The sequence below is a fragment of the Sphingobium olei genome, from assembly GCF_042678845.1.
Taxonomy (GTDB): Bacteria; Pseudomonadota; Alphaproteobacteria; order Sphingomonadales; family Sphingomonadaceae; genus Sphingobium; species Sphingobium olei.
In genome coordinates, this window is the sequence record NZ_JBHTLS010000005.1 from 53,642 (window position 1) to 70,774 (window position 17,133).

At 66.1% G+C, this 17,133-nt stretch carries 14 protein-coding genes; 2 read left to right on the plus strand and 12 right to left on the minus strand.

Annotated features, from left to right (window positions below; all coding sequences use genetic code 11):
* Window positions 1-9 precede the first annotated feature (9 nt).
* From ACFQ24_RS00345 to ACFQ24_RS00400, 12 genes are all read right to left on the minus strand, one after another.
* Window positions 10-1,905 carry an XrtA/PEP-CTERM system amidotransferase gene (locus ACFQ24_RS00345; protein WP_380908232.1) on the minus strand — a complete coding sequence of 632 codons (1,896 nt, stop codon included), beginning with the start codon at window positions 1,903-1,905 and terminating at the stop codon, window positions 10-12.
* An 11-nt stretch (window positions 1,906-1,916) separates the two neighbouring features.
* A complete protein-coding gene (gene xrtA / locus ACFQ24_RS00350) occupies window positions 1,917-3,449 on the minus strand; it encodes an exosortase A (protein ID WP_380908234.1) in 1,533 nt (510 codons plus the stop codon).
* Complete coding sequence (locus ACFQ24_RS00355) at window positions 3,446-4,675, minus strand: TIGR03087 family PEP-CTERM/XrtA system glycosyltransferase (RefSeq protein WP_380908236.1); 1,230 nt, start codon at window positions 4,673-4,675, stop codon at window positions 3,446-3,448. The genes xrtA and ACFQ24_RS00355 overlap by 4 nt, the downstream gene beginning before the upstream one ends.
* Complete coding sequence (locus tag ACFQ24_RS00360; RefSeq protein WP_380908238.1) at window positions 4,672-5,742, minus strand: FemAB family XrtA/PEP-CTERM system-associated protein; 1,071 nt, start codon at window positions 5,740-5,742, stop codon at window positions 4,672-4,674. Before ACFQ24_RS00360 ends, ACFQ24_RS00355 begins: the two co-directional genes overlap by 4 nt.
* The gene (locus ACFQ24_RS00365; protein WP_380908240.1) at window positions 5,739-6,584 is read right to left on the minus strand and encodes an XrtA system polysaccharide deacetylase; all 846 of its coding nucleotides are present in this window, start codon (window positions 6,582-6,584) and stop codon (window positions 5,739-5,741) included. The genes ACFQ24_RS00360 and ACFQ24_RS00365 overlap by 4 nt, the downstream gene beginning before the upstream one ends.
* A 16-nt stretch (window positions 6,585-6,600) precedes the next feature.
* Window positions 6,601-8,088: an XrtA/PEP-CTERM system-associated ATPase gene (locus ACFQ24_RS00370; RefSeq protein ID WP_380908242.1), complete on the minus strand. Its 1,488-nt coding sequence runs from the start codon at window positions 8,086-8,088 to the stop codon at window positions 6,601-6,603.
* Between the two features lie 22 nt (window positions 8,089-8,110).
* Window positions 8,111-9,646: a hypothetical protein gene (locus tag ACFQ24_RS00375; RefSeq protein ID WP_380908563.1), complete on the minus strand. Its 1,536-nt coding sequence runs from the start codon at window positions 9,644-9,646 to the stop codon at window positions 8,111-8,113.
* Window positions 9,647-9,705: 59 nt separating this feature from the next.
* Window positions 9,706-10,623, minus strand: coding sequence for a P-loop NTPase (locus ACFQ24_RS00380; protein WP_380908243.1), 918 nt, complete (start codon window positions 10,621-10,623; stop codon window positions 9,706-9,708).
* A gap of 22 nt (window positions 10,624-10,645) precedes the next feature.
* The gene (locus tag ACFQ24_RS00385) at window positions 10,646-12,166 is read right to left on the minus strand and encodes an XrtA system polysaccharide chain length determinant (RefSeq protein ID WP_380908245.1); all 1,521 of its coding nucleotides are present in this window, start codon (window positions 12,164-12,166) and stop codon (window positions 10,646-10,648) included.
* Window positions 12,166-12,810 carry an XrtA/PEP-CTERM system exopolysaccharide export protein gene (locus ACFQ24_RS00390; protein ID WP_066767559.1) on the minus strand — a complete coding sequence of 215 codons (645 nt, stop codon included), beginning with the start codon at window positions 12,808-12,810 and terminating at the stop codon, window positions 12,166-12,168. The genes ACFQ24_RS00385 and ACFQ24_RS00390 overlap by 1 nt, the downstream gene beginning before the upstream one ends.
* A gap of 132 nt (window positions 12,811-12,942) precedes the next feature.
* Window positions 12,943-14,175 (minus strand): pyridoxal-dependent decarboxylase, exosortase A system-associated, encoded by a 1,233-nt coding sequence (locus tag ACFQ24_RS00395; protein WP_380908247.1) that lies wholly within the window; start codon window positions 14,173-14,175, stop codon window positions 12,943-12,945.
* Window positions 14,172-15,683: an acyl-CoA ligase (AMP-forming), exosortase A system-associated gene (locus ACFQ24_RS00400; RefSeq protein WP_380908565.1), complete on the minus strand. Its 1,512-nt coding sequence runs from the start codon at window positions 15,681-15,683 to the stop codon at window positions 14,172-14,174. Before ACFQ24_RS00400 ends, ACFQ24_RS00395 begins: the two co-directional genes overlap by 4 nt.
* An 85-nt stretch (window positions 15,684-15,768) precedes the next feature.
* Between ACFQ24_RS00400 and ACFQ24_RS00405 the strand changes: the two genes are divergently transcribed.
* Both ACFQ24_RS00405 and ACFQ24_RS00410 read left to right on the plus strand, forming a co-directional pair.
* Window positions 15,769-16,779, plus strand: a complete 1,011-nt coding sequence (locus ACFQ24_RS00405) for a GNAT family N-acetyltransferase (RefSeq protein WP_380908249.1) — start codon at window positions 15,769-15,771, stop codon at window positions 16,777-16,779.
* A 27-nt stretch (window positions 16,780-16,806) separates the two neighbouring features.
* Window positions 16,807-17,100 (plus strand): acyl carrier protein, encoded by a 294-nt coding sequence (locus ACFQ24_RS00410; RefSeq protein WP_380908251.1) that lies wholly within the window; start codon window positions 16,807-16,809, stop codon window positions 17,098-17,100.
* Window positions 17,101-17,133: the final 33 nt, after the last annotated feature.

The window sequence follows — 17,133 nt, forward strand, 5'->3', positions numbered from 1 at the left end:
AACATCCCGTCACGACCCGAATATGCGCCCGAGCGCCTTGTCCAGCATCAGCAATTGCCAGAGCAGCCGCCCATGGTCGGCGACGCCCGCGCGATGATCGGCGGCGACCTTGGCAAGGCGGCCTGCATCGAACCAGCCGGTGCGTGCGAGCGCCGATCCGCCCGCGATCGCTGTCGCCTCGCCTGCCAACGCGCCGCGGAACCATGCGCTGATCGGCGTTACGAACCCCATTTTCTGGCGGTACAATATGTCTTGCGGCAGGAAGGGCTCCATCGCCTTCTTCATCAGATATTTGCCGCTGTTGCCGCGTATCCGTTGCTGGACCGGAAGACGGGCGGCGAATTCCACCAGTCGGTGATCGAGCAGAGGCTCGCGCGCTTCCAGGCTAACGGCCATGCTCATACGATCGGTCTTGGTCAGGATGTCGCCGGGCAGCCAGATGCGCAGGTCGGCATATTGCGCCCGGTCGAGCGGGTCGCGCGCGGGCGCTTCGGCCATCGCCTTCACATAGCGATCCTCGGCGCGATAGGCGCCAAGGCGGCTCTTCATGTCCTGGCCGTAGAGGCGGTGGCGCAGGGCATGAGGCGTCACGCCGACCGAGGCGGCGTAGGCCTCGCCGCCTTCCCCGGCGAGTTCGAGGAAGGTGGACTTGGCGCGCAGCGGGCGCGGTGCCCAATCCGCCTTGGGATACCAGCGGCCCAACGTCCCGAACAGCGGCTGGCGCACGGAGACGGGGATCATGGCGCGCAGCTTTTCCCCCTGCATCTGGAAACGGTGGCGGCGATAGCCTGCGAAAGCCTCGTCCGCGCCGTCGCCCGACAGGGCCACCGTCACCTGCTCCCGCGCCAGCTCGCATACCCGATACGTAGGCAGAGCCGATGGATCGGCAAAGGGTTCGTCGAAATGGGCCGCCAGCGTGTCGATCAGGCTGAAATCGTCTGGCGAGACGATGCGGGTGCGATGATCGGTCGCGAAACGGCGCGCGACCCGATCGGCATAGGCGGTCTCGTCCAGGCTCGCGACATCGAAGCCGATGGTGCAGGTCTTGACCGCGCGGGAGGATGCTTCCGCCATCAATGCAACGACGCTGCTGCTGTCGACCCCACCAGACAAAAATGCGCCGAGCGGCACGTCGGCAACCATACGCGAACGCACCGCCTGCCGCATCAGTGCGACCAGTTCCTCCTCCAGCGCCTGAGGGTTCGCCTTCGACCGATCGGCGAAGCTGATGTCCCAGTAGCGTTGCGGTTGAGACAGAGGCCGGCCGCGCACCAGCCGCAACGTCTCGCCTGCGCCCAGCTTACGGACGCCCGCGACCAGGCAGGCATCGTCGGGGATGTAGCCATAGGCCATATAATCTTCAACCGCGGACAGGTCCGGCGCGCGGCGCAGCAGCGGATGCGCGAGCAGGCTCTTCAACTCCGATCCGAAGATCAGGCTGCCGTCCGAGAGAAGCGCATAGTGAAGCGGCTTCACCCCCAGCCTATCGCGCACCAGCCACAACGCCTGCGCCCGCGCGTCGAACAGGGCGAAGGCAAACATGCCGTTGAAGCGGTGGACGCACTCCTCGCCCCATTGGCGGTAGCCGTGCAGGATGACTTCGGTATCGCTGTGGGTGCGGAAGACGTGGCCCTTCGCCTCCAGTTCGGCGCGAACCTCGGCGAAATTGTAGATCTCGCCGTTGAAGACGACGGCGAGGCTCTCGTCTTCCGTCAGCATCGGCTGCGCGCCGCCGCCGAGATCGATGATCGAGAGGCGCAGATGGCCGAGGCCCACGCCCGGCGCGGTCCAGATGCCGCTGCCGTCCGGGCCGCGATGCGGCATGACGTCCAGCATCGCGCGCACCCGCGCCTGATCGACGGGTTTCGCCGTTTCGAGATGGAAGATGCCCGCTATGCCGCACATGGCATAACCCCCTAGCGGATGCCGGCGACGCGGTCAGCCAAAAGCTGAACGTCGCCCAAGTCTTTCAGAAAAGCGTCGATGGCGGCATCGGCGGGCCGGCCCTCCGCCTCCTCCGCCGACACGAGGATGGCGACGGCACGCTGGTCCTGCCCCAGCAACCGGGACTTGAGGGTCGCGAGCTTGACCTGGGCCGGGTTGCCAGTGGGCGGGTTGCGGCCAACGACATAGAAGCTGACGACATGGCGGACGACCGGACCCGGCGCGGTGATCTGCTCGCCCCGTCCTTGAGCGGGGGAACGGCCCGGCGAGGACCATACCCACTGGCTGTCGGGATCGGCCGCGCCCTGCCCGAAGCCGACCAGTTCGCGCCCTTCCTCCTGCCGGTCGAAAACGGCAATGGCGAGATCGACGACATGCCCCTGCCCGTCGCGATAGCGGCCCCGGGTCAGCATATCGGCGCCGTCGAAGCGTGGTTTCCAGGGATAGGCTTGGGGAGCTTCGGTGCGGGACCACGCATTGATCGCCGGCAAGGCGGGCGCCGGCGGCAAGGGATCGGCGGTGGCGGCGGTCGCCGCGAGCCAGGCTGGGGCGGCGGCGATAATCGCAAGGGCAAGGGCGGCGACTGTACAACTGTCCGAGGCCTTCGCCTTTCTCGCGCCAAGTGTATCCGCGTCGAACCAGGGATCGCCGGGCTTCCGATCGAAAAACGGCCATGCGGCGACCATGACAATCGCCATGACGATCGCGAAGAAGACCCAGCCATAGACGACATGGTCGAAACCGACCGCAGCGTCCACCGTGGTCAAATGGGCGACCCAGATGGTCGCGAACGCCCGCACCCCGTTGGCCGCCACCGACAGCAACAACGCGCCGCACAGAAAAATCGCCCGCCGCAGCCAGCTTTTGAAGCAGACATTGCAGACCAGCACGCCATAGGCGGTCATCGCGATCAGGAACTTTGCTCCGGAACAGGCTTCGGCCACCTCGAAATAGCCGGTCGGGGTGGTGATGAAGATGCCCTCCATATGCGCGGGGACGCCGGCGAGGTCGAGCAGCAGCATGGCGATGCGCGCCGTCAGCAACTGCAAGGGCGGGACGATCTCTTCGCCGAAGGGAACCATGAAAAAGGCGTAGAAGAGCGGGAACAGCAATGCGCGCGCGACGACAGGGCCGAGCATGGCCAGCACCGCACCCTGCAGCATCATTACCAAAGCGCCATGGCGTACCATCGCAACCCCTGCCGCCGATCCCACCAGCCAGGCCAGCGCGCCAAGGCCGAGCCAGGCGAGGCCGGGCGACCAGGCGACCGGCTGCAACTGGCGGAGCGTGGGCCATCTCTGCTGCACCAGCCAGCCGATCAGGAGTGGGATGAAGAGGCAATGGCCGAAGGTCGATGCGTTCCACCAGATGGTCACCATGCTGGTGACGTCGCGGAAGAACAGCAGGATGATACCGGCCGAGACCACGGCTAGCCCGGCCAGTTGCCTCCGCCATCCATCGATGCCGCGGGTCGCGCCGGCCAGAGGCAACGCCCCTCCGATCATGCCGCGCGAGAACCCATTTCAGCGGCGTCCGGGAACAGCAGCGCAGGCAATCCGGCCAGCGTGGCGGACCAGCGGTAGCGTTGCTCCATGCGACAGCGGGCAGCCATACCCAAATTTTCGGCTGAATTCCGATCGGCCAGCAGGGAGACGATGGCGGCGGCTTCGCCCGACGCATCGGCCGCGACCAGCAGGTGATCGCCATGCTGCGCATCGATGCCTTCGGCTGCCTGCGGCGACGCCACCACCGGGCGGGCCATCGCCATCGCTTCCAGCACCTTGTTCTGGATGCCGCGCGCGATGCGGAGTGGCGCAACGACGACATCGGCCGCAGCCAGCCAGCCGCGCACATCAGGCACGCCGCCGGTGACGATCACGCCGGGCAACGCCGCGAGCGCCTGCACCGCTGCCGAGGGATTGCGTCCGACGATGGCGAAGCGCGCATCGGGATAGGCTTCGCGCACGAGCGGTAACGCATCGCGCGCGAAGCTCTCGACCGCTTCGATATTGGGCCGATAGTCCATCTGGCCCGTGAACACGAGCAGCGGCCCCTCCCCTTTGTCGATCCTGTCGAAAGGCGCCGCTGGACCGAAATAGTCCAGTGCCACGCCGTTTTCGATGGCCACGATCCGGTCCGGGCCGAAACCGGCAGCCTTGCGGAACAGGGATGCTTCGGCTTCGCTGACGAACGCGCTCACATCGGCGCGGGCAGCCGTGCGTCGCTCGAAGTCGAATAGGACGCGACCTTCGCGACGGTTGACCCAGGCCATGGGGCCGCTGCCGGTCTCGCCATAGGCGGCATATTTGGCGGAGTCGTAATCGACAAAATCCATCAGGAAGCGGATGTGTTCGGGAAGAGGTGGCACGAAATGGGCCATCTGTGCCGAATAGGCGACGACCGCGCGAATGGGATGGCGGGCAAGCGTGTCGGCTACCCAGCGATGCAATCGCGGATCGTCGAACAGTGATACGAGCAGCGGCTGCCGATTGATCAGCCCTGCGACCCCGGCGACGAGTTTAGAGCGGTTTCGCATCAGCACGCACTGGCTTGCGGTGTCGCCCGCCATGGCGGCGGCAAAGCCCATGTCCCGGTCGTCATCGGCAAAGGAGCCGACATGGACGGGGGCAAGTTCCGTCAATCGCTTCAGCAGGTGATAGGAGCGGATCTTGTCACCGCGATCGGGTGGATAGGGAATGCGGTGGCAAAGGAAAAGTATGTCGCCGCTCATCCCAGACCCCGCGCGATCGGCGGGCCGATCAGATTGGCGATGGGCAGAGGCAGCTTCTTCCAGAGGTCGATCCGCCGCTGATATTTGGGGTTGTTGGGGCTGATGTCCCGCGCGGCTCCATCGGGGGACCAGCAATAATAACCGAGCGGGTGAGGCTCGAACCCGAAGCTCTTCTTCCATGCCGCCTGCCCGCTGTTCGCCTTGGACCGGCCGAAATCGAAATGGCTCATGCCCCGCGCCCGGCCATGGGCCATCAGGCGATAATACATGAGTTCGTTGGATCGAAGCTGGCGGGCTACAGCCAAACCACCACCCCAATAAGGCATGACGCGGCCGGCATGATAGAGGGTGAGAACCGCCGAGACAGGACGGTCGCCATCCAGCACCAGCAGGATGTCGGCATCGTCGCCGAACGCCTCAAGCACCGAACGGAACAGGGCGCGGGGGAATACGGGCGTGCCGAGGTTGCGGACGCTTTCGGCGTAGATGCGGTAGTGAGCGCGCAGAAATTCCGCATCGCGGCCAACCTTCGCCGTCAGCGAAGAATTGGCCAGTGCCTTGCGCAGTTCGGCGCGATGCTTGCGCGGAATCGCGAGCAGTTCGGCTTCATCATCGGTGGCGATCGGGCGCACGAAGCCCAGATGCTCGCCCTCGCGCCGTTCCCATGTCTCTCCTGGTGCGGCACCGCCGCGCAGTTCGACGGGTATGCCGCCACGTTCCCTCGCCATCTGCTGGGCGGCAGCGGCCAGCGACGCGGCTGCACGTGGATCGTCGGCCAGGATGCCGCCGTCGACCGCGAAGGCGGTCGATATCATCGCGCTGCCGAACAGCCGGCTCTTGAGGTGATGAAGCGGCAGCAGGCCGCTGATCTTGCCCGACGGCACGACGGCAGCCAGCAACAACGGCTTGTGACCGGTCGCACGATGGATGGCGCTGAGCCAGGCGGTCAGGTGAAAGGGCGTTCCATCGGGACGCGCGCGCACGAACGCGTCCGCGGCCGACGCCTGTTCTGGATTGGCAAGGTCCAGCGTGGTGATCGCCATATCGGCGCCCGTCCCGACGATCATGACGCGCGCGCCGCTTCCGCGTCCGCCAGCGCATCGACGCGCGTCCAGGCAAAGTCGCGCGTCAGCCGCCGCAGCTTGGCCGCCATGACGGAAAGGTTGCTATAATGGCGCAGCCGTGACCGCAGCGGTGCGCCGCTAACGCGGGGCTGATCCGGATCGATTTCCCACGGATGGAAATAGATGATGGCCGGCCGCGCCTCTTGCCCGTTCACCTGCCGGATGGCCCAGCGGGAAAAGCCATAGGGCAACAGGCGGAAGAAGCCGCCTCCACCGGCCGCCAAGGTGCGGCTGCCGAGTTTCGCGGTCGTGACCGGGAGTTCGATGAGGGACGCATCCTTCACCGGCTTCCAGGCAAAGCGCGGCGAGTCAGGCCAGCCATAATGGTCGTGCCGAATCGGCGCGACGCTGGAGGAATAGCGATAGCCCTCCTCCGCCAGGATCATATGCGCCCAGGGCGTCCGTGTATCGATGGAAAAGCTGGGTGCGCGATAGCCCGTCACGCGCTGGCCGCTCGCGTCCTCCAAGATGGTGCGGGACTTGCGCAGGTCGGCACGAAACTGGTCCGGCGTGAAGGTGAAGACGCGCGCATGATCATAGCCATGGCTCGCCAGCTCGTGCCCTGCCGAGACGATGCGGCGCATGAGCGCGGGATAGCGTTCCGCCACCCAACCCAGGGTGAAGAAGGTCGCCTTGACGCCGGCGTCGTCGAACAACTGGAGCACGGCGTCGGTGTTCGCCTCCACCCTGTGCGTCAGCCCGTCCCAATCGGCGCGGTCGATCGTGCGCTCGAACGCGCCGACCTGAAACCAGTCCTCGACATCGACGGAGAGCGCGTTGAGCATCGGACCGTCCGCCCTGTCAGGCAACGGCCTGCGCGTCGGCGTGCGGTCCTTCCTGCTCGACCCAGTCGACCAGCAGCGTCAGCACCCGGCGCAATGCGCTGTCCTGTTCCTCGGCACGAAATTCCAGCGCGGCTAGCCGTTCCTCGATCAGTTCGAAGCAGCCCTTGAGCGCTTCTGGATCGATTTCGGACGCGACGGGCGGCGCGAAAGGCGCATGCGACTGCATCGCGCGGAGGGAGGCGATTTCCGCTCGCAGCCCCTCGATCTCGGCCAGCATGTCGGATCGCAACGTTTCGGCCTGTTCCGCGACAACGATGTGGACAGCTTCCCCCACTTGCGCGTCGGCCTGGTCCGAGACAGTGACCGCCGCTTCGACATCATCTTCAGAGACAGCGACGTGGACAGCCTCATCATCGGGAAATGCAGCATCGTCGGCGCGTTCGTCCTCGTCCGACGCCCGGTCCAAGACAGGCTCGGACGCGGCGAATGCGGGGCGCTGGAAGAGCGGCGTCACCACGTTGGAGGTGGCGGGATATTCAGGCTGTTTGCCCTTTGTTTCCTTCGCGATTTCCTGCGCGCTGTCGGCAAAATGATCGCTGGCGTCCTCGACGGCGTCAACATGCTGCCCTGCCGAGGCATCGATATCCTCCACCTCGTCCAAAGCCGAAACCGTCATCGGCGTCGGGGTCACGTCGATGTCCAGCCCCATGTCGGCGACGACTGCTACTACGACATCCTCGTCCAGCACGGCAATCTGCTCGATGGCGCCAAGCAGCAGGACGCGGCTGGTCAGCGCATTGAGCCGGCGCGGCACGCCCGAGGTCGCCGCGTAGAGCGCGGAAAAGGCGTCCGGCGTGAAGATCGGCGTGCCGGTCCAGCCCGCGACGGTCAGCCGATGCAGGATATAGGGCTCGATCTCCCGCTCCATCATCGGTTCGAGATGATGGGTGGCGATGACGCGCTGGCGCAGCTGTTCCAGGTCCGGCGACTTGATGAGGTCGCGAAATTCGGGCTGGCCGAGCAGGAAGATCTGGAGCAGCGACTGGCCGCCCAGCTGGAAGTTTGAGAGCATCCGCAGCTCTTCTATGGCCGAGACGGGAAGGTTCTGCGCCTCGTCGACGATCAGCAGGGTGCGACGCCCTGCGCGCGCCTGCGCATAGAGGAACGCCTCGATCTGCCGCAGCGTCGCCGCCTTGTTCTGCCCGTCCGTCGCAAGGCCGAAGCTCTGCGCGGCGAGCCGCAGCATGTCGTCGCCCTCGACCTGGGTCGACACGATCTTGACCGCCGTCAGGCGCGCCGGGTCGATGGTCTGCATCAGGTGGCCGACAAGGGTGGTCTTGCCCGCGCCAATGTCTCCGGTGATGACGATGAAGCCTTCGCCCTGCGCAAGCCCATAACCAAGGTAGGACAGCGCCTTTCGGTGCGTCGCGCTCTCGAAATAATAATGCGGGTCCGGCGTCAGCTGGAAAGGGCGGCCCTGCAGTCCGTAGAATTGCTCGTACATCTCGTCTTCTCCCCGGCGGCCGTCAGAAGCTGTAGCGCAGGCCGACCTGCCCCATCAAATTGATGAGCGTTTCCAGATCGTCCGCCTTCACCCCGTCGATTCCCAGCGAGGCGGACGCGGACAGGTTGCGGCCGATGTTGCGGTTATAGCTGCCGAACGTGCCGTAGTTCAGCACATCTTCCCGATTGCCGCTGGCATCGAAATAATTGAGATAGGTGGCGACGTCGATGCTGTCGCGATTGCTGGGCGCATAGCTCACCGTGCCGATGCCATACCAGTTCTGATCGCGCGAGCCGCGAATGAGGACGGTCTGGCCGTTCGGGGTGATGAACTTGCGCTGCGAATAGCCAAAGCCAAGGCCGTAGCCCCACTGGCCGCGCTGCAACGCATATTGCGCCGCCACGCCGCGATAGCGGAAGTTGGCGCCGGTGATGCCAGCCAGCGCGTCGTTGAAGCACTGGCCCCCGCCGGTTGCCGAGAAGGCGCAGCCGGTGATGTCGCCGGTGAACGGATTGCGGGCGATATTGAACTGGCTGCCGGACAGTGCGGCCACGTCGCCCGTGATGATGCGGCCAAAACTGTCGATGCCGTCGAACAGCGCGATTGCGAAGCTGCTGTCTCGGCCCTGCCAGTTGAAGCTGCCCTGATAGGTCATGCCGCCGTAGCGTTCGCCCACCCGCGCTTCCAGGCTGGTGCGGCGGCTGGGCCGCCAGAGGACGCCCACGTCCCAGATGATATCGTCGAAATCATAGACCAGCGCGCGCGGCGAACTTTCGTCCGTCACATAGCGGCCGCCGCGAATGACCGGCACGCCGTTCGCATCCAGCAGCGGAGACCGCTGGCTGATCTTGATATCCTCATAGCCGACGCCGCCCACTGCCGCGAGGGTCGGAGACAGGGGCACAGTCGCGTCCAACCGTCCCCAGGCATCCTCGAACCGCTGGTCAAGCTGGCTGGCGTCTTCCCGGTCATAGCCCGCGCTGGCGACGAGACCTACGCCGGGGATGAGCGTGTCGGGCGCGAAGCCCACCGATCCGAGCAGGCTGTGCGTCCAGCTATCGGCGAAGGCGTCGCTGAGCTGCCCGCCGGCAAAATCGCGATGGGTGCTGTCATCGATCCGCGCGTAGCCAAGGCGGTAGGCCGCGTTGACGTCGAAATCGCCGAGCCTGGTCGTGTAGGACGGGCCGACATAGCCAGCATAGACCTGCGTCGAGAGGCTTCCCCGCTGGGCAAAGGCGCCGCTGTAGCCGTCCGTGCGGGCGCGGGTGGCAAGCCCGCCCGCCTGCAGCGCCAGGCCGCGCGCCAGCCTGACGTTGGCGGTGGCGATGCCGCTGATCGTGTCCTGATCGGTCGCCTGTCGGCCCCAGCCGAAGCTGTGGTTGTACTGGACGTCGATAGCTGCTTCGACCCGGCGGGTGTGGACATCCGCCGCGACCCCGGCCACGACGTTGGTATAGGTCAGCACGTCGCCTTCGCCCTTGATGGGGGCGATCACGACCTGATCCATGCCGAGATAGGGCGTCACGTTGACGCGCCGGTCGCTGCCCGACTGGGCCATGGCAGGCGTTGCCGCAACCGCAGCGAGCGACGCGCCCGCCAGGAAGAACCGAGCGAGGATCACCGGGTTTCTCCTTCGGCATAATAGCCGCCAAAGCGGCGACGGCCGCTGTTGAAGCGCACGGCATTGAGCAGGAGGCGAACCTGCGCCCCGCCCTTCACCATGCCGATAGCATCGCGCAGCGTGCTTTCGGATGTCCGGTCGGCGCGCACGACCATCAGCGCGACAGCCGCATGGCTGGCCAGCACCGCCGCGGCTGACGCCGCCAGCAGCGGCGGCGAATCGAAGATCAGGATGCGGTCGGGACGGCCTTCGGTCAGGCGGCCCAGCAGCTGTTCGGTGCGTGCGGACGCCAGATATTCGGTATCATTGTTGCTGGGCGCGCCGGCCGGCAGCACAGCGAGCGACGCGATATCGGTGCGGATCACGCAGTCCTCGATCGCGATCATCGGGTCGGCGAGCGCGTCCATGAGGCCGGGGCCAGCCTGAAGGCCGAGCGCCTGGGGAATGCCGGGCTTGCCGAAATCAGCGTCGATCAGCAGGATTTCTCGGTCCTTCTCCGCCGCGAGGCTAAGCGCGAGGTTGACCGCGCAGAAGCTCTTGCCGTCGCCGCTGTTGGCGGAGCAGACGAGGATGCGGTTGCCACGCGGATGCCCCTGAAGCTGCGGCAACAGATCGCGCTTGAGCAAGCGAAACTCCTCGCTCATCGCCGTGACTGGACCATCCGGGCGCAGGAAACCTGCTTCCGCCAAGGCAATGCGATCGATCGGCTGGACCGGACCGGTCCACGCCTGCGCGCGATATGGGGTGGCGGCAGCGGACGGCTCCACCGAGGCAACAACCGGCATCGGGTCGATCATCGGCGGCGCATCGACCGCAGGCGCGGCGCGACCGCGCAGCGCGGCCTGGAAATCATATATCTCGGTCGCCCTTTCGATCAGCGATCCGCGACCCTTGATGGAGCTATGCTGGTTCATCTTGTCTGCTTCCCTGCCCATCTCAAGCCATGCCGCGCTGGACGAATTCGACCGCGATGAGCAGCAGGCAGGCGGCAGCCAGCCCACCGCTGGCACCCGCGAACCATTTGAGCCGCTGCCGTTCCAGCGCGACCTGTGTGGCTGTGAGCGTCTCGCTGATCGACCCGGCGACGGGCAGGCCCAAAGTCCTTTCCAACCGTGCGGCAGTGGGGAACGTGCCTTTGAGCTGGCTGAGCGCGAAGGCGACGCCAACGCCCGCACCGATGCCCAGCACCAGGACGCCAAGCAGCAGCAGAGGACGGTTCGGCGCGGACGGCGCGGACGGCATGTCTGGCGGCGTGATGACGCGGAACTGAACGGCGCCGGTTTCGGTCTTCACCTCGCCGCGCAGGCGCAGATCCTCGCGGTCGGCGGTCAGCTTGTCATACTGAACTTTGAGCGCGGCATAGTCGCTGTCGAGCTTTTCCTGTTCGGACGCGCCGCCGGGTTCGTCGACCTGGCGGCTCATCATCGCGTTGAGATCGGCCTGAAGCTGAGCCTTGCGCGCGCCGAGCGCCTGCACGGTCGCAGCGCGTTCGGCCTGCATCGACTTGATCGAAAGATAGGCCGGATTGGGCGTGCCGCCGCCACCGGCGGACCCACCCCCGCCGGTGCGGCGCAGGCTATCAACCTCCCGCTGGGCGGCGATGACGTCGGGGTGGTTCGCGGTCCAGCCGCGCGCGCGCATGGAGGCAAGGTTCGCCTGCGCCTGCACCAGCGGCGACGCGCCGCCCGAGGCGGAAACGCCCGGCAGGCTCTGCGGCGTGCCCGCCAGCTGGCCGTTCATGGCGGACAGTGCGCTTTGCGCCTGCACCAGTTGCGAGTCGATCTGGTTGATTTCCATGCGGGCGGCGTCCATCCGCTGGCTGATCGATCCCGCGCCGGGCAGCAGGCCCATATAGCGCTGCGCGAATTCGGTTCGGCGCTGGTCGGCCGCCGCCAGTTGCTTGCCGCGAACGGCGATCTGCTGGTCGAGGAAGGCCAGGCTCTGCTTCGTTTCCCGACGGTCGCCGGACAGATTTTCCTCCTGGAAGATGTCGATCAGCTTTTGCACGACCTGCTGCGCGATGCGCGCGTTCGCTCCGTCCGACAGGCTCGAATCGGCAGACACGGCGCTGATGTCGATCATGCTGGGATCGGCCTGCGCCATGACGGTGATGTTCTCACGCAGCTTGGTGATCTTCGCCGCCACATCAGCCGGGCCGGACACCGATTGCGACAAGTCGGTCGAGCGAACCACCTTTTCCAGATTGTCGGCGCTCGTCAGCGTCTGACGCAGCCGGTCGAGATCCTGCTGCGACTGGACCTGGGTGATGCCGACCTTGTCCTCCAGCAGCGACTGGGTGTTCACATAGACCCGCGCCTTGGACTGGTAGCTGTTGGGGATGAACGCGACGCCCAACCAGCCGAGCATGCACACGCCCCAGGCCACCGCCAGCGCGATCCAGCGGCGGCTCCACAGGCCATGGAGCAGGACACGCAGTTCGTCATATAGAGCGGCCATCAGAACATGCTCTCCGGGATGATGATGACGTCACCGGGCGCGAGCATGACGTTGGCGCGCGTATCGCCCTTCTTCAGAAGATCGCCCAGGCGTACCTGAAATTCCTTCTGCTTGCCGCTTTCCTTGTCGAAGCGGACCAAGCGGGCGCGGTTGCCCGCCGCATATTCGGACAGGCCCCCGACCGCGATCATCGCGTCGAGCAGCGTCATGTTGGCGCGGTAGGGGATGGAGGCGGGCTTTTCGGTCGCGCCGACGATCCGCACCTGCTGACTGAAGGTGCCGCTGAAATTATTGACGATCACCGACACGAGGGGATTTTCGATATATTGCGACAGCGCCAGCTTGATATCCTCCGCCAGCATCTTGGGCGTCTTGCCCACGGCCGGCATGTCGGTGATCAGCGGCGTGGTGATGCGGCCGTCCGGGCGCACCTGAACCTTCGCGCCCAGTTCCGGATTGCGCCAGACGAAGATGGTGAGATCATCGAGCGGGCCGATGACATATTCCTCGCCCGGACCTTCCTGCGTGGAGACGAAGGACGCAGGCGGCAATTGCGGTCCCGATCCGCCCGAGGCGCAGCCCGAAAGCGCGACCGCTGGTAGCGACGCGCCAATCAGAAGCCGGGAAACCGTCAGGAAACGCATAGACAAACCCCTTCACCGGGCCGTGCGCGAACCGCCACCGACTCTGGTTCGGCGACTTGGCGGCACAAGGCTTTGGGCTTCTTCTTGCCGGCAAAGGGTAAAAATAGCGTTAGGAGTTAAGTCTGCGTGAAATCAGCCAAGTAAAAGTTCGCGAGGACTTGGATGACCCAGAAATGCCGCAGGGCTGGCGGAGGCACCATAAGCCCCGGCAAGGAAGATGGCGATGAAATCCCCCTCCCGAACCGTAGGCAGCGCAACCTTGTCGCCTAGCCGGTCCAGCGGCGTGCAGAGGCAGCCGACAACGGTCACCGGATCGGCGGCAGGTGGCGCGCCGAAGCGGTTGGCGACGGCAATCGGATAGTTGCGGCGCACCACCGTGCCGAAATTACCGCTGGCGGCGAGCTGGTGATGCAGGCCGCCGTCGACCACCACGAACGTCTCGCCCTGGCTGACCTTCACGTCGAGGACGCGGGTCAGATAGACGCCCGCTTCCCCGACCAGCCATCGGCCCAGTTCCAGCGCCATGCGGCTGTCGCGCAAAATATCCGGCAGGCTGTCCATTTCGCTGTCCAGCGCCACGCCGATCGGCCGGATATCGAGGGCCGTGTCGCCGGGGAAATACGCAAGACCGAACCCGCCGCCCAGATTGACGAGCGGCGGGGCTGCGCCGACCTGATCCGACAGGCGGGCGGCGAGCGCAATCGTGGCCGACTGCGTTTCGATGATCGCGAGGGGGTCCAGATTCTGACTACCTGCAAAGATATGCCAGCCGCGCCAGTCCGCGCCAGCGTCGATCATCGCGCGCGCCAACGCGGCGGCACGGTCCGCGTCCACGCCGAAGGGCTTTGCCCCGCCCCCCATGCGCATACCCGATCCCTTGAGGTCGAAATCGGGATTGACCCGCACCGCGAGGCGCGGCGTCTTGCCCAGCCGGTCGGCGGCCGCAAGCGCCCGCCGCCCCTCCCCTTCGGACTCCAGATTGATGGTCACACCGGCGAAAATGGCGGCTTCCAGTTCGTCATCCCGCTTGCCCGGCCCCGCGAAACTGATGCGATCTGGAGCCATGCCGGCGGACAGCGCCATGTCCAGTTCGCCGCCCGACGCGATGTCGAAACCATCGACCTGTCCGGCCATGCGGGCGAGCAGAGGCGCAAAAGGATTGGCCTTGATGGCGTAATGCAGATGCAATCCATCCGTCATGGCTTCGCGGAAGCGGCGGACCTGCGCCTCCACAATCCCCATGTCATAGGCGAAGAGCGGCGTGTCGCCTGCCTCATCGACGAGCGCCGCCGCGCCGCAGCCGGCGATCAGCAGCATCCCTTCCTCCGCCGTAAACCAAGGCGGGATGGGTCCGGTGGGCTTCACGCGCCATGCTCCTTCGCCAAAGCAACCCGGTCGATCTTGCCATTGGGATTGCGGGGAAATTCGGGAAGAAGGATGATGTCCTTGGGCTGCATGAAGTTGGGGAGTTCCTGCTTGAGGTGAGCGGCGACCGCCTCCACGGCTTGCGGGGCGGCCGTCCGGATCAGCAGGCGCACGGCCTGCCCGAGCCGGTCGTCCTTTATGCCGAGCGCGACGGCTTCGGCAATGCCTGGGACGGAAACGGCGGCCTCCTCTATCTCGGTCGGGCTGATCCGGTTGCCGGCCGACTTGATCATCGCGTCGTCCCGACCGACGAAATAGAGCAGCCCTTCGGCGTCCCGTCGCACCGTGTCGCCGGACCAGACCGCCATGCCGCCATAGCGCGATGCGCTCGGGGCGGGCCGGAACCGCTCGGCGGTGCGGACGGGATCGCGCCAATAGCCTTGCGCGACCAGCGGGCCGGAATGGACCAGTTCGCCCGGCTCGTCGTCATCGGTAACGCTCCCATCGGGGCGGACCACCAATATCTCCGCGAAGGGAATGGCGCGGCCCATGGAATCGGGATGCGCTTCCACCAGCGCCGGCGGGAGATAGGTCGAGCGGAAGGCTTCGGTGAGGCCGTACATGGGATAGAGATGGGCGTCGGGAAACAGCGCGCGCAGCTTCGCGACAAGTGGGCGCGTCAGCGCGCCACCGCTGTTCGTCAGGCGCTTGAGCTTCTCGGCTGTTTCCGCAGGCCAGTCCAGTTCGGCAAGCTGCACCCACAGCGGCGGGACGCCGGCCAGCGTGGTGATGTCGCGCCGATCGACCAGCTTCATGACGTCGCGCGGCGTCAGATAGTCGAGTGGATAGACGCACCCGCCCGCATACCAGGTGGAAAGCAGCTGATTCTGGCCATAGTCGAAGCTGAAGGGCAGGACGCAGGCGGTGCGATCCTCCGCCGTTAGCTCCAGATAGTCGGCCACGGCGACCGCCCCCAGCCAAAGATTGGCGTGGGTCAGGACCACGCCCTTGGGCCGTCCGGTCGATCCGCTGGTGTAGAGGATCGCAGCGATACCATCTGGCGTGGCGGATGAGGGGCCGAGCGGATCACCACCGCTCATGGCGCAGGCTGCGTCGTCCTCCCTATGAAGCTGGCAATCGGCGGGCACGTCGCCATCCAGCAGGGTATCGAGCCGGGCGGCGGTGCCGATCAGCAGCCGCGCGCCGCTGTCCGACAGGATGTGCGAGACTTGCGCATGTTTGAGCAGCGGGTTGATGGGCACATGGACGAGGCCGGCGCGTGGCGCGGCGAGCGGCATCAGCGCGGCGACCGGCCCCTTTGCAATCCAGCTCGCGACGCGCGCGCCGGGTTCCAGCCCGAAACCGGCTAGCCAGGCGGCCAGCCGGCCCAGCGCCTGCTCCAGTTCCGCATAGTCATAGCTGCCCGACCGCCCGTCGAGCGCCATGCGCTCGGCGCTGCCGCGCAGCAGCAGATGGTCGATCGGACGAAACTCCGCGCCGTCGATCAACGGATGGGCTTCAGTCACAGGCGCTTAACTCCATGGCGATCTTTTGGTCCTACAGGTGGCGCGAGCGTGCGGTGGAGATAGTCGGTTGCTGGCGTCAAGGGAATATCACAGCATGGAGGAGGTGCGGGGCGCGCTTGCGTCCCGGCTGTCCCCCGTGCCCTTGCCTTCGCTGTTCGACCGGATCGAGTGGTATGAGGCGCTGCATCGCCATTGCTTGGCCGGAACATCCCCTCGCATCATTCAGGCGGTGGAGGGCCATGCCGAAGTCTGGATGATGCTGGCGTCTCCCGCGCCGCGGCAGGCGACCGCGCTCGCCAACTGGTATAGTTTCCGCTGGGCACCGCTGTTTCTGGGCGAGCCGGACGGCGAGACGCGGGTCAGGTTGCTGGACGCGGCGGCGCGGCAGATGATGCACGGGCGCGCGCATGTCGATCTTTATCCGCTGGAAGCGCCGGACGAACTGCTGGCGGCGCTACGCCGGACTGGCTGGTTCGCAGTGGCGAGGCCGATGGGCGGACGGCACCTGTTGCGGGTCGAGGGGCGCAGCTTCGCCGACTACTGGTCGGGGCGGCCGGGCCGGTTGCGGGCGCTGGTGCGGCGCAAGGGACGTGCCGATCCATTCGCGCTGTCCATTCACGACATGCTCTCCGACGCGCTGTGGGCGGATTATGTCGCGGTCCATGAGAGTAGCTGGAAAGAGCCAGAGCCGGCGGGCGGGCTGGCGCTGTTGCGGGAGATCGCGGAACGGGAGGGCGCAGCGGGGCGGCTGCGGCTGGGTTTCGCGCGGCGGGACGGCCGTGCGGTGGCGGCGCAGCTGTGGACAGTGGAGGGCGGCGCGGCGCTGATCCACAAGCTCAATCATGATCGCGCGCTCGACGCGCGATCGCCCGGCACGCTGCTCAGCCACGCCATGTTCGCCCATGCCATCGATGTCGACCGGGTCGAGACGATCGATTACGGCACCGGCGACAATGCCTATAAGAGCGACTGGATGGATGTGCGCTTGCCCCTCCACCGCATCGACGCCTTCAACCCGCGCTTCGCTTCCGCCTGGCTGCCAGCGGCGCGGACGGCGATTTCCGCGCTTGTCGGCTGAGCCGGCAGCCATTACGTAGCGCGCACCATGCAAGCCCATCAATCCCAACCGGTCGACCGGATAGCCGATGTGGAAACCCAGCTTCGCACGCTGCTGCGTGACGTGCTTGGCCTGACGCAGGAGCGGGTCGATGGCTTCGACGCCGAAACCGCCTTGTTCGGCGCGCTGCCCGAACTGGATTCCATGGCGGTCGCCGGGCTGCTGACAGAGATGGAGGACCGGTTCGGCATCCTCATCGAGGATGAGGATATCGACGGCGACACGTTCGAGACGTTCGGGTCGCTGCTGGCCTTCACCCGGATGAAGACGGCCGAGGCTTAGAACGTTCTAATTGCCGCATTTCCGAGCCAGCGG